26 protein-coding genes are annotated in these 17,848 nt (G+C 69.7%); 8 read left to right on the top strand and 18 right to left on the bottom strand.

What is annotated here, in order from left to right; genetic code table 11:
• Window position 1: 1 nt before the first annotated feature.
• The 9 genes from ACFC1T_RS09500 to ACFC1T_RS09460 form a co-directional block, all read right to left on the bottom strand.
• On the bottom strand, window positions 2-739 hold the full coding sequence (locus tag ACFC1T_RS09500) for a 7-carboxy-7-deazaguanine synthase QueE (protein ID WP_375885705.1): 738 nt from the start codon (window positions 737-739) through the stop codon (window positions 2-4).
• A gap of 44 nt (window positions 740-783) precedes the next feature.
• Window positions 784-1,242 (bottom strand): 6-pyruvoyl tetrahydropterin synthase family protein, encoded by a 459-nt coding sequence (locus ACFC1T_RS09495; protein WP_375885702.1) that lies wholly within the window; start codon window positions 1,240-1,242, stop codon window positions 784-786.
• A gap of 3 nt (window positions 1,243-1,245) precedes the next feature.
• Entirely contained in the window at window positions 1,246-1,959 is a 714-nt protein-coding gene (gene queC / locus ACFC1T_RS09490) for a 7-cyano-7-deazaguanine synthase QueC (protein ID WP_375885700.1), read from the bottom strand.
• Window positions 1,956-2,894: a hypothetical protein gene (locus ACFC1T_RS09485; protein ID WP_375885697.1), complete on the bottom strand. Its 939-nt coding sequence runs from the start codon at window positions 2,892-2,894 to the stop codon at window positions 1,956-1,958. The genes queC and ACFC1T_RS09485 overlap by 4 nt, the downstream gene beginning before the upstream one ends.
• A gap of 7 nt (window positions 2,895-2,901) precedes the next feature.
• The gene (locus tag ACFC1T_RS09480; RefSeq protein ID WP_375885694.1) at window positions 2,902-3,861 is read right to left on the bottom strand and encodes a hypothetical protein; all 960 of its coding nucleotides are present in this window, start codon (window positions 3,859-3,861) and stop codon (window positions 2,902-2,904) included.
• A gap of 1 nt (window position 3,862) precedes the next feature.
• On the bottom strand, window positions 3,863-4,483 hold the full coding sequence (locus ACFC1T_RS09475; RefSeq protein WP_375885691.1) for a ParB N-terminal domain-containing protein: 621 nt from the start codon (window positions 4,481-4,483) through the stop codon (window positions 3,863-3,865).
• 220 nt (window positions 4,484-4,703) lie between these two features.
• Window positions 4,704-5,525, bottom strand: a complete 822-nt coding sequence (locus tag ACFC1T_RS09470; RefSeq protein ID WP_375885688.1) for an SGNH/GDSL hydrolase family protein — start codon at window positions 5,523-5,525, stop codon at window positions 4,704-4,706.
• Window positions 5,526-5,634: 109 nt separating this feature from the next.
• Complete coding sequence (locus ACFC1T_RS09465; protein WP_375885686.1) at window positions 5,635-6,126, bottom strand: hypothetical protein; 492 nt, start codon at window positions 6,124-6,126, stop codon at window positions 5,635-5,637.
• A gap of 95 nt (window positions 6,127-6,221) precedes the next feature.
• Window positions 6,222-6,929, bottom strand: a complete 708-nt coding sequence (locus tag ACFC1T_RS09460; RefSeq protein WP_375885683.1) for a GNAT family N-acetyltransferase — start codon at window positions 6,927-6,929, stop codon at window positions 6,222-6,224.
• Between the two features lie 66 nt (window positions 6,930-6,995).
• Here ACFC1T_RS09460 and ACFC1T_RS09455 point away from each other — a divergent pair, with 66 nt between their 5' ends.
• Window positions 6,996-7,619, top strand: a complete 624-nt coding sequence (locus ACFC1T_RS09455) for a hypothetical protein (RefSeq protein WP_375885680.1) — start codon at window positions 6,996-6,998, stop codon at window positions 7,617-7,619.
• A 64-nt stretch (window positions 7,620-7,683) separates the two neighbouring features.
• Here ACFC1T_RS09455 and ACFC1T_RS09450 read toward each other — a convergent pair whose 3' ends face one another.
• Both ACFC1T_RS09450 and ACFC1T_RS09445 read right to left on the bottom strand, forming a co-directional pair.
• Window positions 7,684-8,040 carry a hypothetical protein gene (locus ACFC1T_RS09450; protein ID WP_375885677.1) on the bottom strand — a complete coding sequence of 119 codons (357 nt, stop codon included), beginning with the start codon at window positions 8,038-8,040 and terminating at the stop codon, window positions 7,684-7,686.
• Between the two features lie 107 nt (window positions 8,041-8,147).
• The gene (locus tag ACFC1T_RS09445) at window positions 8,148-8,648 is read right to left on the bottom strand and encodes a hypothetical protein (protein WP_375885674.1); all 501 of its coding nucleotides are present in this window, start codon (window positions 8,646-8,648) and stop codon (window positions 8,148-8,150) included.
• A 105-nt stretch (window positions 8,649-8,753) separates the two neighbouring features.
• On the opposite strand from ACFC1T_RS09445, the gene ACFC1T_RS09440 reads away from it, so the two are divergent.
• Both ACFC1T_RS09440 and ACFC1T_RS09435 read left to right on the top strand, forming a co-directional pair.
• Window positions 8,754-9,392 (top strand): 2'-5' RNA ligase family protein, encoded by a 639-nt coding sequence (locus tag ACFC1T_RS09440; RefSeq protein WP_375885671.1) that lies wholly within the window; start codon window positions 8,754-8,756, stop codon window positions 9,390-9,392.
• 23 nt (window positions 9,393-9,415) lie between these two features.
• Complete coding sequence (locus tag ACFC1T_RS09435) at window positions 9,416-9,910, top strand: hypothetical protein (RefSeq protein WP_375885670.1); 495 nt, start codon at window positions 9,416-9,418, stop codon at window positions 9,908-9,910.
• Between the two features lie 160 nt (window positions 9,911-10,070).
• On the opposite strand, the gene ACFC1T_RS09430 is transcribed toward ACFC1T_RS09435, so the two are convergent.
• Together ACFC1T_RS09430 and ACFC1T_RS09425 are read right to left on the bottom strand one after the other, a co-directional pair.
• The gene (locus ACFC1T_RS09430) at window positions 10,071-10,289 is read right to left on the bottom strand and encodes a hypothetical protein (RefSeq protein WP_375885667.1); all 219 of its coding nucleotides are present in this window, start codon (window positions 10,287-10,289) and stop codon (window positions 10,071-10,073) included.
• Between the two features lie 121 nt (window positions 10,290-10,410).
• Window positions 10,411-11,091 (bottom strand): hypothetical protein, encoded by a 681-nt coding sequence (locus ACFC1T_RS09425; RefSeq protein ID WP_375885665.1) that lies wholly within the window; start codon window positions 11,089-11,091, stop codon window positions 10,411-10,413.
• Between the two features lie 195 nt (window positions 11,092-11,286).
• Between ACFC1T_RS09425 and ACFC1T_RS09420 the strand changes: the two genes are divergently transcribed.
• The 3 genes from ACFC1T_RS09420 to ACFC1T_RS09410 all read left to right on the top strand — a co-directional run bounded on the left by ACFC1T_RS09420 (window position 11,287) and on the right by ACFC1T_RS09410 (window position 13,664).
• Window positions 11,287-11,619 (top strand): PadR family transcriptional regulator, encoded by a 333-nt coding sequence (locus ACFC1T_RS09420; RefSeq protein WP_375885664.1) that lies wholly within the window; start codon window positions 11,287-11,289, stop codon window positions 11,617-11,619.
• A 244-nt stretch (window positions 11,620-11,863) separates the two neighbouring features.
• The gene (locus ACFC1T_RS09415; protein WP_375885661.1) at window positions 11,864-12,619 is read left to right on the top strand and encodes a hypothetical protein; all 756 of its coding nucleotides are present in this window, start codon (window positions 11,864-11,866) and stop codon (window positions 12,617-12,619) included.
• Window positions 12,612-13,664, top strand: a complete 1,053-nt coding sequence (locus ACFC1T_RS09410; protein WP_375885660.1) for a tyrosine-type recombinase/integrase — start codon at window positions 12,612-12,614, stop codon at window positions 13,662-13,664. The genes ACFC1T_RS09415 and ACFC1T_RS09410 overlap by 8 nt, the downstream gene beginning before the upstream one ends.
• A 784-nt stretch (window positions 13,665-14,448) precedes the next feature.
• Here ACFC1T_RS09410 and ACFC1T_RS09405 read toward each other — a convergent pair.
• Window positions 14,449-14,802 carry a WhiB family transcriptional regulator gene (locus ACFC1T_RS09405; protein ID WP_375885657.1) on the bottom strand — a complete coding sequence of 118 codons (354 nt, stop codon included), beginning with the start codon at window positions 14,800-14,802 and terminating at the stop codon, window positions 14,449-14,451.
• Between the two features lie 127 nt (window positions 14,803-14,929).
• On the opposite strand from ACFC1T_RS09405, the gene ACFC1T_RS09400 reads away from it, so the two are divergent.
• Window positions 14,930-15,511 (top strand): hypothetical protein, encoded by a 582-nt coding sequence (locus ACFC1T_RS09400; RefSeq protein WP_375885655.1) that lies wholly within the window; start codon window positions 14,930-14,932, stop codon window positions 15,509-15,511.
• 123 nt (window positions 15,512-15,634) lie between these two features.
• Window positions 15,635-16,102: a hypothetical protein gene (locus ACFC1T_RS09395; protein ID WP_375885653.1), complete on the top strand. Its 468-nt coding sequence runs from the start codon at window positions 15,635-15,637 to the stop codon at window positions 16,100-16,102.
• 13 nt (window positions 16,103-16,115) lie between these two features.
• On the opposite strand, the gene ACFC1T_RS09390 is transcribed toward ACFC1T_RS09395, so the two are convergent.
• From ACFC1T_RS09390 to ACFC1T_RS09375, 4 genes are read right to left on the bottom strand one after another with little or no spacing between them, the layout of a single operon-like run.
• Window positions 16,116-16,598 carry a hypothetical protein gene (locus ACFC1T_RS09390; protein WP_375885651.1) on the bottom strand — a complete coding sequence of 161 codons (483 nt, stop codon included), beginning with the start codon at window positions 16,596-16,598 and terminating at the stop codon, window positions 16,116-16,118.
• Entirely contained in the window at window positions 16,591-16,986 is a 396-nt protein-coding gene (locus tag ACFC1T_RS09385; protein WP_375885649.1) for a hypothetical protein, read from the bottom strand. The genes ACFC1T_RS09390 and ACFC1T_RS09385 overlap by 8 nt, the downstream gene beginning before the upstream one ends.
• Window positions 16,980-17,207 carry a hypothetical protein gene (locus tag ACFC1T_RS09380; RefSeq protein WP_375885647.1) on the bottom strand — a complete coding sequence of 76 codons (228 nt, stop codon included), beginning with the start codon at window positions 17,205-17,207 and terminating at the stop codon, window positions 16,980-16,982. Before ACFC1T_RS09380 ends, ACFC1T_RS09385 begins: the two co-directional genes overlap by 7 nt.
• Window positions 17,204-17,755 (bottom strand): hypothetical protein, encoded by a 552-nt coding sequence (locus ACFC1T_RS09375; RefSeq protein ID WP_375885645.1) that lies wholly within the window; start codon window positions 17,753-17,755, stop codon window positions 17,204-17,206. The genes ACFC1T_RS09380 and ACFC1T_RS09375 overlap by 4 nt, the downstream gene beginning before the upstream one ends.
• Between the last annotated feature and the right edge of the window lie 93 nt (window positions 17,756-17,848).

The following is a 17,848-nucleotide window of genomic DNA, read 5'->3' as shown; positions in this document are numbered from 1 at the left end:
GTCAGCGCATGTCGGCGATGAGGTGCAGACGCGTCGTGGCGTTGAAGCCGTGCCGCATGGCGGCCTGGGTGACCACCGGCTGCCGGGCGGCGACTTCGCCGGGGCTCTCCCCGTACGGCATCACCCACACCGTCTGCGGGTGCAGGTAGTGGTCTCGGGCGAACTCGGCCACGGCATCGACGTCCTCGGCCGTCGCGCACACGAGCTTGAAGCACGCCCGGCCGGCCGCGGCCAGGTGCACGAACTCGGCCAGGACCTTCGGCCGGATCCGGCGCTTGGCCGGGTCGCGGGGGGACGCGAGCGGCCCGATCTTCGGCGACACCGTGAAGTGCGCCACCGCGGCCGCCGTCGCCTCGCCGGGGGCGATCGTGCCGTTCGTCTCCACGTGGATCACGCCCAGGCGCCCGAGGCCGCGCAGCAACGCGTCGAACGCCAGGGTCTTCTGCCACATCAGCGGCTCGCCGCCGCTGATCACCGTCAGCACCGTCCCGTACCGGGCGACGGCGCCCAGGATGTCCTCCACCGGCGTGAGCGGGTTCTCGGCGTCCAGGTCGAACCGGGCGCGGTCCCAGGTACGCGCCGTGTCGCAGCCCGGACAGGACAGGTTGCAGTGCCCGAGCCGCACGAAGCTGCACCGGCGCCCGAGGTAGGGGCCCTCGCCCTGGGGCACCGGGCCGAAGGTCTCGTTGAGCGGCAGATGGCCGTCGTAGCGGCGCGGCGTGATCGGTGTGTCCGTCATGGCCGGGTTGATACCCGCCCACGTGGCGAGCGCAGCAGTCGACATCACGGCCGGTACACCGCCGAGTTCACGTGGGTCTCGTTCACCCGGACGCTGGAGACCTTGAACGGGGTGTCCTGGCCGGGGCACAGCAGCACCGTCGCCGCCCGGTACAGCAGCCGCGCGGTGTTCTCGACGGTCGGCCAGTCCAGGCCCTCGGCCAGCGGGTCACCGCCGCCGAACACGAAGATCTTCTGCTCGAAGCCGTCGAACGCGTCCAGCAGCGGATCGGCCTTGCCGAGCATCAGGCCGTGGTCGAGCGTCGCGTCCACCCACCCGCGCAGGGCCTTCTTCACGAAGCCGAACTCGGCGACGGTGCCGGCCAGCGACGTGGAGTCCGCGGTGATCGTCCACTCCGCCCACCAGGAGTGGCCGTGGAGGTTGCGGCACTTGCCGCCGGAGTCGATGTGCGGCAGCCGGTGACCGGTCTCGAAGTTGTGCCGCACGAGCACGTCGGTAGCCACGGCTCAGACCTCCTGGGGAGCGGTGACGGACCGCCAGAAGTCGGGGTCCTCGTAGACGGTCGGGTCCGTGACGCCAGCCAGCGTGAACGCCTCGGCGCGTTCGGTGCACGTCCCGCACCGGCCGCAGTGGGCCTCGCCCGCGTTGTAGCAGGACCGCGTCAGGTGCCACGGCACGTCGAGCTGGTGGCCGGTGGTGACGATGTCGGCCTTGCTGTAGGTCAGGAACGGCGCGCCCAGCGACACGGCGTTGTCGGAGGACGCCTCGACGACCTGCCGGGCGTGGTGGATGAACCCGGGCCGGCAGTCCGCGTAGACCGGGTGGTCACCGGAGTGGACACCGAGGACGACACGGCCGGCGCCGATGGACTGCGCGAGCGCGGCCGCGGCCGACAGGAACAGCAGGTTGCGCCCCGGCACGACGGTTGAGGCCATGTTGTCGGCCGCGTAGTGCCCCTCGGGGACGTCCTCGCCGTGCAGCAGCGCGCCGCCGCGCCCCATGTGCCGGGTGACGCCGGACAGGTCCAGGCGCACATGGCTGACACCGAAGTGCTCCACCAGCGCATCGACGCTGTCCAGCTCCCGCAGGTGCCGCTGGCCGTAGAACACGGACACGGCCGTGACGGCCTGGTCGTCGCGGTCCAGCTCCAGAGCGAGCGCGGTCGCGGAGTCCATGCCGCCGGACAGCAGGACCACGCTGTGGTCACGGGCTGTACTCACGTGGGGGTTCCTTCCTTGCGGGGCTGCAGGGCGGCCCAGGCGCGGGCCGCCGTCTCGTGCTGGTCGATGTCGGTGAACGCCGCGTAGACCTTCGTCCCCGTGTCCCTGCCGCGGGCGAGCCCCGGCGGCGCCGAGACGCGGTGGCGACGGATCAGGTAGTCCTCCAGCAGGGCGCGGGCCCGGCCGCCGGCCTCCATGACCCTGTTGCGGTCCTCGATCCAGCTGCGCTCGGTGGACATCGGGTCCATGAAGTGCGGGTCGGCGAGGTCGGCCATGCTCACGCCGTGGCGCGGCAGCAGCCGGGCCACCTGCTGGCGCTCGGCGGCCGAGCGGTACTTCGGCTGGACGATCTGGGCGCGGTGGGAGTCCCACAGCCACAGGCGCCCGTAGCGCACGCACGCGGTGACTGCGGAGGAGTCGCAGGAGTACAGCGGCACCGCCGCCGTGGCGCCCGAGGTGACGCCCAGGGCGTGCACCCGGGTGCCGTAGCGGCCGGCGATCTGGGTGTGGAACGACAGCCACGTGCCGATCTCGTGCCGCCGATGCTTGAGTGAGACGAGGCCACCGAACGCGACGTACCGCTCCCTCTCGCACATGCGGTGCAGGTACTCCAGCGGGCTGTTGGCGTGGAACACCGGGATCAGCGGCACGCCGGTGTCCTTGGCCAGCAGCCGGGCGTGGTTGGCCGCCGACGCCTTCGGGTCACCGATCGAATCGAGGGTGAACGCTGCCGTCGCCCAGGGCTGCCACGAGCGCAGCCACGCGGCGTACTCGTCGACGTCACTGCGCGCACCGATCGTCATCGCCGAGAACGCTCCGGAGTCGAGGATCATGTCGGGCCGCACGCCGCCGGCCGCGGCGGTGATGCGCTCGACGACCTCGGCCGGGTCGTAGCGGCGCCCGCGCTCGAAGGAGAAGAGGTGCCTCGAAGGCATCGCGGCGTCACCCGGCCCCGGCGATGCGCGACTCCGCGGCGAGCATGCGCCGGGTCTCGGCCCACGCCTTCGCCGCGGTGACGTGCTGCGTGATGTTGACCATCGCCGAGTACACCTTCGTCCCCGGGTCCCGGCACAGCCGCAGCGACTTCGGCGGCTCGACCTGGTGTCGGCGCGTGATGTAGTCCTCGAACCAGGCCCGGCAGTACCCCGCCGAGCGCAGGATCTTCTCCACGTCGGCCGGGTAGCTGCGTACCGTCGACCCGGGCTTCATGAACTCGGGGTTCGCCAGCTCCGCCATCGTCAGGCCGTGGCGACGAAGGAACGGCGCGACCTGCTGGCGGTCGCGCGGGTCGCGGTACATCGGCTGGAGGGGGACCTTGCGGTGGTGGTCCCAGATCCACAGGCGCCCGTAGCGCACCGTCGTGGTCGACGTGCTGGAGTCGCAGGAGTACAGCGGCACGTCCATGGTGGCCAGCCCGGACACGCCGAGGGCGTGGACCTTCGTGCCGTGCCGGGCGGCGATCGCCGCGTGCCAGGCGATCCACTTGCGGATCTGCTCGCGGCGCTGCTTGAGGTTCGCCAGGCCGCCGAAGGCGATGTAGTCCGCGGACTCGCACATCTTGTGTAGGTGCTCGACGCCGCTGTTGGCGTGGAACACCGGCAGGATCGGCACGCCGGTGTTCTCCGCGAGCAGCCGGGTGTAGTTCAGCGCGCTCGAAGCCGCGTTGCCGATCACGTCGAGGTTGAACGCCACCGTCGCCCAGGGCTGCCAGGAGCGCAGCCACTTCGCGTACGCCTTGAGGTCGATCGTCGCGCCGATGTTCATCGCCGAGAACGCCCCGGAGTCGAGCATCATGTCGGGCTGCACGCCGCCGGCCGCCTCGGTCAGGCGGCCGACGACGTCCTGGGGCGGGATGTCCTTGCCGTAGTGGTACGACAGCAGGTGCCTGGGGCGCGAGGTCATCTCATACCCCCGCGGTCTCGTCCCATCCGGCCTTGCGCAGCAGGTCCAGGAAGCGGGCCGTGTCGGTGTCGTCGTCGGCGTCCGTCGTGAGCTGGAGGAAGCCGTCCCGGGCGTGCGGGGGCACGCGGAACTTCAACTCCGGCCACAGGTCGGACTCCTGCGGCACCGCGTCGTCGCCGGCCGCCCCGATCGCGTCGTCCAGATCCATGGCCGGCGCGAGCAGCTGCTCCAGGTGCATCAGGTCGCCCTGCTCGTAGCCGGTACCGGCCAGGCCGCCGTCCCCCTCGCTGATCTGTGCGAGGAGGTCGTACAGCGCCTGGTCGTCGTACGTCGACAGATCGCTCGTGCGGTTCGCGGCAGCGACGATCTTGCGGGCGGCAGCGTCGTCGACGTCCACGAACGCGACGGCGATGTCCTTCGAGCCCAGGTCCTTGACGGACTCCCAGGTGTGGTTGCCGTGCAGGATGTGCCCGCTGGAACGCTGCACGATGACGGGCGCGAACATCCCGTTCTCGTCAAGAGAAGCTCTGATCATTCCGGTATCGCTGCGCCGGGGATTCCCCGGGAACGGCTTGATGGAATCGACCGGCACGATTTCGATCTTCTGAGCCAGGAACCGCATGTCCGCCTGTCCTACACATCGCTCCGAAAAGGGCCGATCACCTTGACGGCCCATAACGGGACGGTAGAACCGGAAATTGTTCACTGGGGGGAGGTACGGCCATACGAGCGAAGTACCCTCGTGTCACGGAAAACACGGTGGAGATCAAATTCCGGAGATCAAAAACAGGCCGGTTGATCAATTCCTGAATTTGATCAGAGAATGCCTTCCGCGGCGCCCCTCATGATTCCTCGACCGGAAACGAGTCAGCGCGCCGCGCCGGGTTCAGCACCCCCTCCAGCTGCTCCAGGTACACCCGCTGCCCGATCGCGTTCGGGTGGTAGCTGTCCGAGGCCGGCAGCACCATCGGGTTCACCCACGGCTGCGCCGAGCACACCGCGTGGTCGCCCCACTTCTGCCGCGGATCGAGGAAGTCGGCGCCCTCCATCACCGCCGCGTCGCGCGTCACCGTGTCCAGCATCTCGGTGGCCTGGTCCAGGGCGGAGCGCTTGGCCAGGCTCAGCGACGCCGGGCACTCGGACTGCGTGTCGAACAGCAGCGGGTAGCCGACCACGATCAGCCGCGCGTGCGGCGCCCGCTCCCGCACCGCCCGGTACAGCGGGCGCAGCAGCGCGGGGAACTCCTGGCGCATCCGGTTCTGGAGTTCGTAGCTGATGGCCTGGCAGTCCTCGTCGGTACCGAAGGTGCACCGGGCCACCACCGGCACGAAGGCCGCGTCGTTGCCGCCGGCGCTGAGCGTCACCATCGTGGCGTCCGGGGACAGCTGCGGGACCTGCTCGTCGAGGACGTCCTGCACCAGCGCCCCGGAGCAGGCCAGGAACTGGAACGCGCCCGCATGGTGGGCGCCGGCCCACAGCGGCCCGTACGCCCGGGGCGAGCGCAGGCAGTTCCCGGACGTCTCGTCGTAGCCGCCGCTGCCGGTCCCGGCGCTGAAACTGTCGCCGAGCGCCGCGTACTTCACCTGCGGTTCGGGCGTCGAATCCAGCACGTGCGGGAGAAACCCGGCCAGCACCACGGTGAGCATCCCGACGACAGCGGTCACGAAGAACAACAGGCCACGGCGCGGAAGGCGAGCAGGCAGCACCACGAGAAGGACTCCTTCGGTCGACCGGGCCGCCCACCCGGTACCGCCAGCATGACCCAGTCCGAGGTCAGCGCCGCCGCGCCAGATCACGCCGGTGTTCCGACACCAGGGCGTAGCAGCGCAGCGTCTCGCTGACACCCGGGTCGAAGTACTCCTCCAGCACGGCGAGCCGTTCGTCGTCGGCCCACGACCCGGCGCCGGCCGCCGACTCCGGGTCCGGTTCGTGGCCGCTGACGCACGTGTAGGCGAACGCGTGCGTCCACGCGTTGGCCGCCTCCGGTGCCGGCGGCCGCCAGGCCACGAGCCGCAGCCGCGGCCCGCACCCGAGGATCCCGAATGTTGCCGCTGCGCAGCGGCGCGCCGTCACGGCGGGGTCGGTGTTCGGCGCGACGTCCGCGACGTCCAGCGCGGTGTACTGCGCCCCGTGGCTGCCGCGCCAGACCCAGATGTCGCGGCTCTCGTTGGTGACGATCAGCGCGATGCGCCTGCGCTGCGCGGGGGTGGAGGGGAGGGTGGTGGGGGTCGGTTGGACGCTGGTCCACGGCAGGGTGTTGGCCATGATCCAGAACGTAACGGGGTGCCGTGGCATGCCCCGGACGGGCGTGTGGGTGTCGCTGCGCTGACCGGGAAGGTAGTCCGTTCGGACGATTCTGGTCAGCCTGCGGCGAACGTCGCCGGCACGTTGGCGGCCTCCCCGGGGACGCCGTTCCAGAGGCCGACGACGCACCGCTTGCCGGTCGAGTTCAGGTTCCCGAAGTAGATGTTCGACACCAGGGGGATCAGGCCGGCACGGAGCTTGCCGTGCTGGAGGCCGCGGCCGAACACGCCCTCTTCGGACGGCGAGGCGAAGACCAGGTCCTCGTGCACGTCGAGGCACGTCGCCCCGATGCTCTCGTAGAAGGCGACGGCGCCCTTGTCCTTGGGGCGGAAGAACCACACCATCAGCCGGTAACGGCTCGTCAGGCATGCGTGGACGGCGGCCTCCATCAGCCGCAGCCCGATGCCGCGCCGACGATAGGGTTCTTCGACGGCGATCTCGGACAGCTCGGCGACGACGCGCGGGAAGAGGTCGGCGTAGTGGTCCCCGAGCAGGGGCCGCGCCTTGGTGACGACCTCGTGTGCCCACCTGGCGGCGGCGGGACCCACCATGGCCGCGCCGACGAGCCTGTGGTCGCTGGCTTCGGCGACGACGATGTGCACCAGCGTCTGTCCGCCGGCGGCGGGGTCCCCGGCGCGCAGCAGGGTGCGCATCCCGGACGCTGTTGCGAGGTGCTGGGGTTCGGCGATGCTCAGCAGTTCGACGACGCGGTCGGCTTCTTCTGCTCGGGCGCTGCGGATGGTGATGTGGTCGGTGTCGCTCATGGGGGTCAGCGTGGCAGAGCGCACCGTCGCGTTCCAGCGCTTCGGGCGCCGATACGCTCGGCTGGTATGAGCGATGACGTACGCGACCCTTGGCCGTTGTGGTGGCTCTCCTTCTACGGGGAGAAGCAGCACCTGGGCGTCGCCATCGTGCCCGGCCGCTCGGTCTCGTCGGCTGCCGCGCTGGCCTGGGAGATCGAGGTGCACCCCGGCGGCCAGGTTCTCGGTGTTCCGCTGCCTCCGGGGTCGGTGGCTCCGAAGTGGCAGGGGCGGCTGATGCCGTACAGCGAAACCGAGGACATCCCCATGCAGAGGGTGGAGCGGCAGCACTGGTACGGCGCCCTCGCGCAGCTCCAGGAGCCGGACGTCGACGGGCGCGTGCTCGACGACTGGGTGCTGGACGCCGTGTACTTCCCGCTGCCGCTGTGGCGCCTGGATGGCGACGAACGCGTGAAGGTCGGTGAGGTGCTGGATGCCGAGTGGGACGGCACGCGCTTGCAGGCCACCGGGGTGCTCGGCGACGACGCTGCTGCGACGCTGGCCGTCGCGGCCCACAACGGCGAGTTGAGGTATGCGCGTGCGGAGCTTGGGCCGGGCCCGGCCGAGGTCAAGAGCCTTGTGCTGTGCGGTGTCACGCTGACGAACGCGGCGCAGTTCCCCGGCGATCCGTACTGCCGGTGGGGAGTGCTGTAGCAGGGCGTGCCCGAGGGGGTGCACGGCCGGCGGCCGTCCCGGGGCGCCCGGTGCTGCTCGCGGGTCAGAAGGGGGCTTCCTCGGGCTGCGGCTCCAGCCACTGGCGTACGTGGTCGAGGGAGAGCAGCTTCTCGACGTCGGGGCGGTCCCTCTCGGGCGTGGGGTGCAGGGTCCAGGGCGTCGAGTAGCCCGAGCCGGTCTGGCCGAGGACGCCGACCACGGGCCCGGCTCCGATCCAGGTGTACCACTGGTTGACGAGGCCTCCGGAGCGCACCACGAGATCGCGGTGGACGTCGTCGTCGGTCGCGATGTCGGAGCGCAGGCAGTCGCCGTGGGTGGGGTCCTGGAAGTAGGACAGCGGCCGGACGGCGAGCAGGCGGCCGGCGAACTTGGCCGGGTGGAACAGTCGTGTACGGGTCATGCTCGAACCGGAGCACCAGGTCGTGATCGTCTCAGCTGGACACGCGGCCCGATCACCCGTACGGCGGCGGTTCCGCGGCGCGGGACTCTGGCGCGCTCAGCGCGGGCTCAGACTTCCCCCCAGCCGTCGCGCAGCACACGCCGCAGCCCTTCCACCAGGGCGACGCCGTGGCTGGCGAGCGAGTCGAGGTCCCACTCCTCGGAGCTCGGGCCGGTGCGCTGCTCGTCGTAGTCGACTCGCAGGACGCGCCAGCGGGATGAGACAGGGTCGTCCTGCGCCTGCGGGTCGTGGCCCAGGCGCAGAAGCTGTTCCTCCCAGGCCGTCAGGGTCTCGGACGGGTTGGCACCCTGCATCTGCACCACCTGTTCGCGCTGGATGGCGGTGACCGGGACGTTGGTCTGGGCGGCCAGGAGGTAGAAGGCCATCGCGAGCGCGGACGCCGCGGCCGCCAGTTCGCCGTCACCGTGGGCCATCTCGTAATCGAGCGGCCCGTCCTCCCAAGCGGGTCGGGTGCTCAGAATCATGCGGGTGCGGTCCCATGCGGCGTCCCACGCAGCCGGGCCCCCCGCGCCCTGCCAGGCGGCGGACTTGATCTCCAGAGTCGTCATGGCGCGATCCTCCCACCGCCGCAGGGCACACTGGTAGTACCGCAGAGGGACGCTGATGTCGGCGTTCTGCTGCCGGGTCGCAGCTGCGGAAGCTAAGGTCCGCGCGTGGACGACTTTTTCTCCCGCGTGCAGCAGCGCGAACACGCCTGGCCGACCGGTCGCCGCGACCTGCATTGGCACATCCTGCCCCAACCCCAGGCCGCCGAACAGCTCGTCGGCCCCTACCGGGACATCGCCGCGACCCCGGGCCTGCACCCAGTGCCGCCGCAGTGGCTGCACATCACCGTCCTCCACGCCGGCGTGGTGGACGACGTGACCGACAACGAACTCACGGCGATCGTCGGCCGGGTCCGGGATCTCGCGGCCGACATCGAGCCCTTCGATCTGATCCTGGGCCGCGTGTCGGTCGGCAACGTCGCGCTGGAGAGCGCTGGCTACCCGGGCGCGCCCGCGCGGAGGCTTTGGGAGATGACCGCCCGTGCCAATCGCGAGGTCGTCGGCGACCGGTGGCCGCTCATCCCCACCCAGTGGTACCCGCACAGCTCGATCGCCTACGCCGGACCCGATGGCCACCTTGCCGACCGCACCACGCTGAAAGCCCGCTTGTCCGATGTGGAGGCAGCCCCCGTTACTGTGCCCGTCACCAGCATCTCGCTGGTATCCCAATGGCACGACGGCCACTCCTCCATCCGCTGGAGCCACCTCCTCGACGTCCCGCTCGGCGCTCCCGCCGGCACCCCCTGACCCCGACCAGGACGGACCGCCCCATGCTCGTGCTCGACGTCCTGTACGGCTGCCGCGCCACAGCGGCAGTCACCGGCCCGGCCCTATGGGCACAGGCTTGGGACCGCGCCCTCGTTCTCGTGACCCCGATCTGGACCGGACAACGGATGACCATCGAGGGGCCCATCCTCGCCGATGGCGGAGAAGCCCTCGCTCTCGGCCTCTACCTGATCGCCGCCGAGACCGATACGGCACCTTCGCAGGTCACACGCTCCCAGATCGAGGACCTTCTCAACCGCCACGACGGCACCGGCCGCGACATCACCACCGTCTGGGACACCCGCCTGCAAGCCCTCGGTCACGACCTCACCGACACCGCGGATCCCATCACCACCACCTGGGCTCGACTGCGCCGCGACTGCAGTCCGCCCCTGGACGCTCCCGACGCTGTCTGGGACGACTCGTTCGCCCGCTTCGGCCCGGCGTTCCTCCAAGGACTCCGCTACACCCTGGCGCCGCGCTACCAACTGGCGTTCTGAGACCGACATTCGCGCGCCCATCCCGGCCGCCGGGACAGGGCTCCGCTGCGTTCAGCGCCCGTTCCTACCGAGGTCCCCAGGCCCCTGTGGACGGCGGCAGCCTTGTAGTCCGCCTAGCCGGTGAACCGCGCGACGCGAGGGGGAGCGTCGCGGCCCGGTGTCATGGGAGATCCTGCGTCGGGACCAGGAGCAGGCCGCCGGACAGGTCCAGTGCGAGCAGTCCGCGACGTGCCTGGTCGTGCAGAATCCAGGCCGCGGAATCCGGATCGATCCAGTCCGGTACGAGGACTGTCGCCGGGTCCGCGGGGGTGGCTGGCGAATCGTTCCGCTCGCCCGGCAGTGGCGAAATTTCGGCGAGGACGGAGGGGACCTTCTTCATGCCACCAACGGTAGTTCGACGGAGGTCCGTGCGCCGGGTGAGCGGCCCGTGGTGGGGGCGTGATGTGCGACTTCTGCTGACGCATCATCCGATTCGGTGAGGTTGGGTCACGGGTTGCAGCTCAGGGAGCGCTTTCTAGCTCCAACGCTACGAAATCTTCGCCGAAAAGATCGTGCACGCCGGTAAGTTGAGAGGTATCCCGAAGCAATCTGGGGACAAGCGGTCTGGTTCCGAAACTGGGGTTGAACGGGATGCCTACCGTTGGTGGACCGCCTTCGGCGAGCGCGTGCTTCCCAGCTTCGAAGACGAGGAAGAAGGCGTAGTCCTGGGTGTCGTCGGTCGCGCGGTACACGAGTTCGGGAAGGCCGGCGGCCGTGAGGCCGAGGGTGTAGGTCAGGCCGCCCGGGTCGGTGATGACGGCAAGTCCGAGTTCCGCGATGCACCGGACCGCTTGGGCCCGGGTCGTGTTGGTGGGGTCGGTGGGTAGCCAGCGCACGAGGTCCATGGCCTCGGCCTGGGGGTACAGGTGGCACAGCTCTGGGAGAGTGCAGGTGCGACGAGGTCGCAGGCGCGCGTGCATGGGATTCGGTGGTGGCAGGAGTTCAAGGACGGTTCCGGCAACGGCGTTTCCGACGTTGGCGAGCAGCACTTCGGCGGCCTGGTTCAGGACGCTCTCGTTGAAGGCCGAGTCCTTGGAGTCGATGGCCAGTTCAGGCATTCCGTACTCCGTGAGGCCGGCGGTGTAGGAGGTTTCGCTGTTCGGATCGTGGAGGACGATCCAACCGCGCGTAGCGATGGTCATGCGGGCATGAGCGGGTGACGTGTGGCTACTCTGCGTGCACGTCAAGCCCCGGTTTTGCCCTTCGCTGTGGTGACTGGGCATGACCGAACGATACGGGGGAGTTGATCTGATGTCAGGGCTGGCGCGGTGTGGCGAAGGTAAGGTTGACGCTAAAATTCTAGGTACCTAGAGTTAGACGTTATGCATGGTCCACGCATGACGCCGCACGTCCTTTCGGTTCTGGAGACGTTCGTGGGGCTCGGATCTCGCCGTTTCGGCGAGGAGTTGGTGAGGGTCACGAATCTGCCCTCCGGAACCATCGTTCCGATCCTCTCGCGCCTGGAGCGGGCCGGCTGGCTGGCCGCCTCCTGGGAGACCCCCGAGGAGCGTGAGGCGGAGGGTGCCGGCTGGCGTCCGCTCAGGAAGTACTTCGAGCTGACGAACGAGGGGCTGGCAAAGGCGACGGTCGCGCTCCTTGAGCGCAAGGCATGTCAGAAGAGCCGATCATCTGTCAAGACTTCGAAGCAGCGGATTCTGCGGTCCCGCTAGAAGTCAAGATTTCAACATTCCCCATCAGGATCCTGAGTAAGGATCACAGTGCAACATTGAACAGACTCCTGACCCGCGATTAGCAACTCAAATCGAGGGCGACAAAAACGGACTTTCAGACCTTCCGGTCAAACGATGACCTATGCGGACAACATGATGGGCGCTGGGCTTGACAACCCACCATCCCACTGTCCGACAAGTACACGAGACTGACCACGGCACCACCGCACCACCCGACGATCCGATGACCACACCAGAGGACCAGACGATGACCACGCTGACCGCCCCCGAACTCCGGCCGGCCAAGGACTTCCCCTCCGACCCGGCCGACCTCGCCATCCTCGTCACCGGCGCACAGCCCCTCTTCGCCCGCGACTGCGCGGACACCATCGAGCGGTGGGACGTCCAGATCCGCTCCGGCTACATCGAGGAACTGGAACTGGACGGCGACGAGATCGGCAACCTCACCTTCTACCGGCTGCGCCACGACGGCGACAACCCGATGTACACGGCCGCCGCCGACGAGTCCGAACTGCTCGAACACGCCGTACGCGACGTCGTGATCCACGAACCGGTGAAGCTGGCGACCGGCCGCTACCTCCGCTACACCAACCAGTTCCAGGGCACCTTCGCAACCTTCGTCAGCGGCATCAGCATCAACTGCCAGGACCTGCTGATCCTCACCTACATCGACATCGAGAAGCGCTGGGACGGCTTCGGGCTCGAGGAACTGGCCATCGCCGAAGCCGTCCGCAAGCTCGGATCCGGCTGCTGCGCCGTCCTCGCCATCGGCGCCAGCGACGACGACGAGCACGCCGAGAAGAACCGCCGCACCCTCTCCCACAGCGGCTTCCGGACCTACCACGGCGACATCCTGGTCCTCGACCCGCGCACCTCCGACGCCCAGGGCCGTCTCCTCACCCAGCGCGCCCGTCTCGACCGCATGGTGGAGCAGTGGAACGCCCGCGACCGCGACGAGGAGTGCTCCGACTGTGGCTGACCTGACCACGTCCGACCTGGAACGTCGCGCCACCGCTCCGGCCCAACTCGCCGAGTGGGAAGCGAAGTACGGGCCGGACGCGGCTGCCCGCCTGGCCGCCGCCGAGGAGGCCAAGCGGGCAGCCCAGAAGGCGATGGAGAAGGGGAACACCACCCGCAACCGCACCACCGCCTTCCGCACCTGGGAGCGCTACTGCGCATGGGCCGGCACCCCCGTCGAAGAGGCAAGCGGAGGCGCCGTCGCCGTCTGGGTGATGTGGATGCACCGGCAGGGCAAGCTGGACGGCACCGGCATGGCCCCCGGCTCCGTCCAGACCATGCTGTTCGCCGCCGTCTCCGAACTGCGCGATCGCGGCATCAAGGTCTCCCGCGACGACGTCGCCGATGCCAAGGCCATCGCCACCGCCCTCGCTGTCGAACTGGCCCAGGCCGGCGAAGTCCGCGGCCGAGGCCAGGCGCCGGCCGCCACGGTCGAGGGGCTGCACCAGATCGCCGAGGCCGCACCCGACAACCTGGCGGGGCTGCGCGACAAAGCCCTCGTCTTCACCGGAGTCAACTACGCCTCCAGGGCCTCCGAAATCTCCGACCTCCGAGACGGCCACGTGTCCTTCTTCCCCGAGGGCATGAAGGTCAACGTCGTCTCCGGCAAGACCCTCCAGTCCATCCGCCACCCCAAGATCCCCTACGCCAAGGAGAAGGCGATCTGCCCGGTGCGCAGCTACAGGAACTGGCGCGAGGAACTCGGCCGCCGCGACCCCACCGACCCCGCTTTCCACAGCATCGACCGCCACGGCAACGTCGGCCACGGCCTGCGCCCCGGCGGCGTCACCGAAGCCATCGCCCGCATCGCTGCCTACTCAGGCATCGAACTGCGGTGGACCGGCCACAGCCTGCGCGCCGGCCTCGCCACCATCGCCCGCCGCGCCGGCAAGACCATCGAACAGATCGCTGCCCAAGGCGGATGGTCTCCCACCTCACGCAAGCTGTTCTCTTACCTACGCGAAGTCGACGGTTGGACCGACAGCGCCGCTGCCGGACTCGCCTGACTCGAACAGCGAGCAGTCCAGTAAAGTGACCTGGAACGACCGCATAGTTGAGAAGAACTGCTGGTCAGGAATTTCCAACCCGCACGCGCGGGGATCCGGCCGCTCAGCAACTCACCGAGTGGGGCAAGCTCGGTTCCGACCCGCACGCGCGGGGATCCGCCTCGCGCTGATGCTGCGTCAAGTTGATCTAAAGTTTCCGACCCGCACGCGCGGGGATCTGCCCTCTGCCACGGGCCACTGACAACGAGCAAGCTCTTCCGACCCGCACGCGCGGGGATCTGCCCGTACCACGCCCGTACGGGACGGGGATGCGGATGCCCGATCCGCACGCGCGGGATCTGCCGGAAGGAAGCAGCGTTCCGTGACTGGACGGCCTTCCGACCCGCACGCGCGGGATCTACCCGCGAGACCGAGCTCCAACCCGGTCTTCTCCCTCTGACCCGCAGGCGCGGGAATCCGCCCACCAGGCGCTGCCTGACCTGGCGAAGCGGTCCTCCGTCCCGCACGCGCGGGGATCTGCCCCACGCCGCCCTGGCGCGTGCACGCACCCTGGCCTCCGACCCGCAGGCGAGGGAATCGACCGAGGTAGGGGCCTGCCGCTGGTGAGTGCGGCATCTCTGTCCCGCAGGTGCGGGATCGCACAACCGTGGCACTTCGGGACGTCCTCTACCGCGTCCGGGCCCGCAGGTGCGGGATCGGTCATAGGATTCCGACCCGCACGTGCGGGGATCTGGCGAGGGTTCGTCGTAGAGTGTGCCGAGGATGTGTCTCGGTTGAGTCCCCGTCATGCTGTCGACGGGGACTCTTCCTTCTTCTGCGCGGCCTGTTGCCTGGCCTTCGCGCGTCGGCGTTGCCGTGGGGTTTCGCCGCCCCACACCCCGTGGTTCTCGCCTCCCAGGCGCCCGGCGGCGCGGCACATCTCCAGCAGCGGGCAGCGCGGGTAGCCCTCTTCGTCGCCCCGGCAGCGTCGTGCGGCCAGTTCGAGGTGCTGCTGACGGGTGGAGTACCAGATGTTCGGGTCGTAGCGGCAGGCCAGGTACGGCTGGACGATGGCTTCGGCCATCAGCTTGAGCAGCACGGCGGCAGCGCGCGACCGCTGGCGGCTGCCGGCGGGGGGCTTGCACGCGGTGCTGGTCATACCGCGATCCTGCAACGGACGCGGGACAGGACGGCCCCGGGGAGGCTGTCCTGCTCGTTCGCGGCGCCCCGAGCTGACGGGCTATGGTTTCCGTCTGCTGTCGGCCGTCTGTGTGGAGGGGGTCGCGATGCCGAAGCCCAAGAAGCCGTTCGTCCCGACGCGTCGGGAGCCGCACCGGTGGTGCTCGCTGCTGCACCGGATTTCGGGCGCGGCCGCGATGGTGATGTGGGGACCGATCCTGCTCCAGGGGTTCGCCGCGTTGCTCTTCGTGGTGGCGATCGCTGTCGGGTTCGTCGTCCTGGTCTACCTGCGCAAGCTCATCCACGCCAGGCCCAACCAGCGCCGTGGGCAGATCGACCTCCTGATCAAGCCCATCGGTGAGGCGGAGGTTCCCAAGCTCCCCTCGGAGACCACGATCGCACGCAAGGGCCGGGAGCCGGTGGACCCCGCCCTCGTGCATGCCGGGTGGGCTCGGGCGGCGGCCGTCATGGACATGGTGCCTCTCGCGGGCATCCCGGTGGCCGTGAGCGTGCTGATCCCTTCGGGGCCGAACAGCGTTCTGGACTTTCCAACCGGTGGTCTGCTTGGCCTCGTGGTTGGCGTCGCCGTCGTCTTCATCGGGTCCACGTCCTACGCGCACCACAGGGCGACCGAGCCGCGGCGTCCGCGTCGGGTGAAGGGGCTCGTGCCGCAGGCCAACGGGTCCTGATCAGCCACAGTCGGCGATCCCGGACACGGTCGGGCGGTGGATCGGACTCGGACGTGGAGGCTACGGTCGGCGCCACGAGGCCGGCCGCGCGGTGCCGGCCGCCGCTGCGAGGAGGAAGCCGTCGTGGGCGAGCGGGACAAGCGCGGGCGGGTGTGGGCGGCGACTGCCGTGTGCCCGTGCTGCGAGGGGCGGCCGTCCGAGATCGGGTGCCTGCACTGCCACGGGCAGGGGATCACGGACGACGTGGCCGGGTGGGAGCCGCACGAGCTGGAGGAGCTTCCCCGGCCGAAGGCCGTGATGCCGGGGCGCTGCGGGGACTGCGCGACGCGGTTCGGGTCGCCGGAGGAGGAGGGCGGTGATCCGGCGTGCCGCGACCTGACGAGGCCGTTCTTCTGCCACTGGGGCGGCGGCTTCCGGGAGGTCGAGGGCCGCTACGTTCCGGTCGCGCAGATGCCGGACGGGACGCCGGTCGGGGCGCTGGTGTGCGCGGGCTGGTGGAATTATCTGACGGGGCGTCAGCACGACGACGATCGGGGGTACCAGGAGCCGGGGGAGCAGCGGGCCGGCGCCGAGGGGGATGTCCCGCGGTGACGGGGGCGTCCCGTCACTGGCTGCCTTCGCCGGGGAAGGGGCGCAGCGGCGGGATGCGGGGCGGCTGCTGGACGAGGCCGCGGGCCGCGCGGTGCGGTGCGGGGTTGTGCGGTGAGCGGGCGGCGGTGGCGTAGGTGGTGAGGGCGGCGAGGACGATCTGGGCGTCCTCGTCGTAGAGGTCGCCGAGGTTCAGCCAGTCCGTGCCGATGATGGCGGCGGCGCGCAGCAGGGTGATGTCGGAGGTGCTGGCGGCGGGGAAGATGGCCGGGGCGGCGGGGTGGCCGGCGGCGGACAGGATCCGGTGGAAGCTGATGGCGCGCTGCCCGGTCTCGGGGACGTACACGGTGTGGGGGAGCAGGGACAGGACGAGGGCGGTGTCGGTGAGCCAGCGGCCGTGGCGGTCGAGCAGCAGCAGGGCCGGCCGGTAGCCGGGTCCGGCCTGCGGGGGGATGGCGCGGCCCAGGGCCCGGCCGGCCTCGCGCAGGTCCTCACTCACCGGTGCGCCCGGGGGCAGGGGCGTTCTTGCGGGGACGCCCTGGCCCTCGCCGTGGCGGGGGCTGGTCGGCGAGGGCTTCGCAGGCGGCCTGGAGCTGCGCCTGCCCGGCGCGTACGAAGACGTCGGCGGTCTCGTCGTCGAGGGGGGTGGGGCCCAGGCCGCGGCGCAGCGAGTTGGTGAAGTGGTGCAGGGCGCTGGAGAGGTGCCCGGTGATGGCGATGGTGCGGGTGTTGTCGTCGCGCAGGAAGGCGGAGACGGGCAGTGTGGCGAGGGTGCTGGCGGCTTCGTGGAGGGAGGCGGCGACCATGGCCCGGATGCGCATGATGCTCTGCGGGTCGTCCAGGTCGAGGCTGAGGAAGCTGGCCGGGGGCGGGTTGCTCTTCACCACAGTGGGGGCTCCTCGTGGGTGGCCGGCGGGGCGGCCTGGTGGCGGCTGCGGTGGATGGGGCAGTACGTCTGCAGGGGGGCCTTGTCGAGGACGAGCCAGCCGTCGCCGGTGAGACGCCGGGCGACGTCGAGGGTGAAGCAGGGCTCGGGGAGGACCACGCTGGAGGCGCATTTCCCGCCTTTTTCGCGGTGGTTGCAGGTGATGACGATGGTGACGCTCATGATGCTTCTGCTTTCGCATTCCACGGGTGGCAGGAATGCTGACACAGGGCATTGCAGAATTTGCAGGTGTGGCGGCAGCGTCCGCACAGCCAGGATCGGACGGCGGCGAACCGGTTGAATCCGAACCGGCCGAGGACCCGAATTGAGTGGTCGCATGCAGTTGAGGTGTAGCAGTGGGATTCGCACATTTCCAGGACGGATGCGGGGAGGACTTCGTCGGTGGACCCGGGTGCGCAACCTGGTTGTGTGCGTTGCCAGTTGGAGGCGTGTTCCAGCAGGTGGAGGTACTTCTCCTCGGTGGTGTGGCCGTCCCAGATGTTGTCCGGGTCGTTTTCCTCGGCGTCGGGGACGTGCCCGAGGAGATCGAGGTCGTTGATGGAGATGTGCCAGAAAAGCCAGCGTCTTCCGATATAGATTCGGAGGAGTTTCCAGTTTGGGTCTTCGTCTTCGGAGGGTTGCAGTGCGGAGGGGTAGAACCGGGTGAGGTACGCGCAGAGGTATACGCGTTCGCGGTAGGCGCCGTCGAGTTGTTCCTGCGTGATGGTCATGGATTTCCTCGTGGGTGTGGGGTCCGCCCGTTTTCCACGGTAGAGGGGTGGCGCGGCGCCCTGGCCGCGGCGGCGTGGCCCGGCGCGTCACGG

The sequence above is a fragment of the Kitasatospora sp. NPDC056076 genome (assembly GCF_042266305.1).
In the GTDB taxonomy this organism is placed as follows: domain Bacteria; phylum Actinomycetota; class Actinomycetes; order Streptomycetales; family Streptomycetaceae; genus Kitasatospora.
This window is presented reverse-complemented; position numbering and strand designations above follow the sequence as displayed.

Excerpts from the sequence above, each read along its gene's own strand:
- ACFC1T_RS09500 (WP_375885705.1), bottom strand. The coding sequence starts at position 739 with ATGACGGACACACCGATCACGCCGCGCCGCTACGACGGCCATCTGCCG.
- ACFC1T_RS09485 (WP_375885697.1), bottom strand. The coding sequence starts at position 2,894 with ATGCCTTCGAGGCACCTCTTCTCCTTCGAGCGCGGGCGCCGCTACGAC.
- ACFC1T_RS09480 (WP_375885694.1), bottom strand. The coding sequence starts at position 3,861 with ATGACCTCGCGCCCCAGGCACCTGCTGTCGTACCACTACGGCAAGGAC.
- ACFC1T_RS09475 (WP_375885691.1), bottom strand. The coding sequence starts at position 4,483 with ATGCGGTTCCTGGCTCAGAAGATCGAAATCGTGCCGGTCGATTCCATC.
- ACFC1T_RS09465 (WP_375885686.1), bottom strand. The coding sequence starts at position 6,126 with ATGGCCAACACCCTGCCGTGGACCAGCGTCCAACCGACCCCCACCACC.
- ACFC1T_RS09460 (WP_375885683.1), bottom strand. The coding sequence starts at position 6,929 with ATGAGCGACACCGACCACATCACCATCCGCAGCGCCCGAGCAGAAGAA.
- ACFC1T_RS09455 (WP_375885680.1), top strand. The coding sequence starts at position 6,996 with ATGAGCGATGACGTACGCGACCCTTGGCCGTTGTGGTGGCTCTCCTTC.
- ACFC1T_RS09450 (WP_375885677.1), bottom strand. The coding sequence starts at position 8,040 with ATGACCCGTACACGACTGTTCCACCCGGCCAAGTTCGCCGGCCGCCTG.
- ACFC1T_RS09445 (WP_375885674.1), bottom strand. The coding sequence starts at position 8,648 with ATGACGACTCTGGAGATCAAGTCCGCCGCCTGGCAGGGCGCGGGGGGC.
- ACFC1T_RS09435 (WP_375885670.1), top strand. The coding sequence starts at position 9,416 with ATGCTCGTGCTCGACGTCCTGTACGGCTGCCGCGCCACAGCGGCAGTC.
- ACFC1T_RS09430 (WP_375885667.1), bottom strand. The coding sequence starts at position 10,289 with ATGAAGAAGGTCCCCTCCGTCCTCGCCGAAATTTCGCCACTGCCGGGC.
- ACFC1T_RS09425 (WP_375885665.1), bottom strand. The coding sequence starts at position 11,091 with ATGACCATCGCTACGCGCGGTTGGATCGTCCTCCACGATCCGAACAGC.
- ACFC1T_RS09420 (WP_375885664.1), top strand. The coding sequence starts at position 11,287 with ATGACGCCGCACGTCCTTTCGGTTCTGGAGACGTTCGTGGGGCTCGGA.
- ACFC1T_RS09415 (WP_375885661.1), top strand. The coding sequence starts at position 11,864 with ATGACCACACCAGAGGACCAGACGATGACCACGCTGACCGCCCCCGAA.
- ACFC1T_RS09405 (WP_375885657.1), bottom strand. The coding sequence starts at position 14,802 with ATGACCAGCACCGCGTGCAAGCCCCCCGCCGGCAGCCGCCAGCGGTCG.
- ACFC1T_RS09400 (WP_375885655.1), top strand. The coding sequence starts at position 14,930 with ATGCCGAAGCCCAAGAAGCCGTTCGTCCCGACGCGTCGGGAGCCGCAC.
- ACFC1T_RS09380 (WP_375885647.1), bottom strand. The coding sequence starts at position 17,207 with ATGAGCGTCACCATCGTCATCACCTGCAACCACCGCGAAAAAGGCGGG.
- ACFC1T_RS09375 (WP_375885645.1), bottom strand. The coding sequence starts at position 17,755 with ATGACCATCACGCAGGAACAACTCGACGGCGCCTACCGCGAACGCGTA.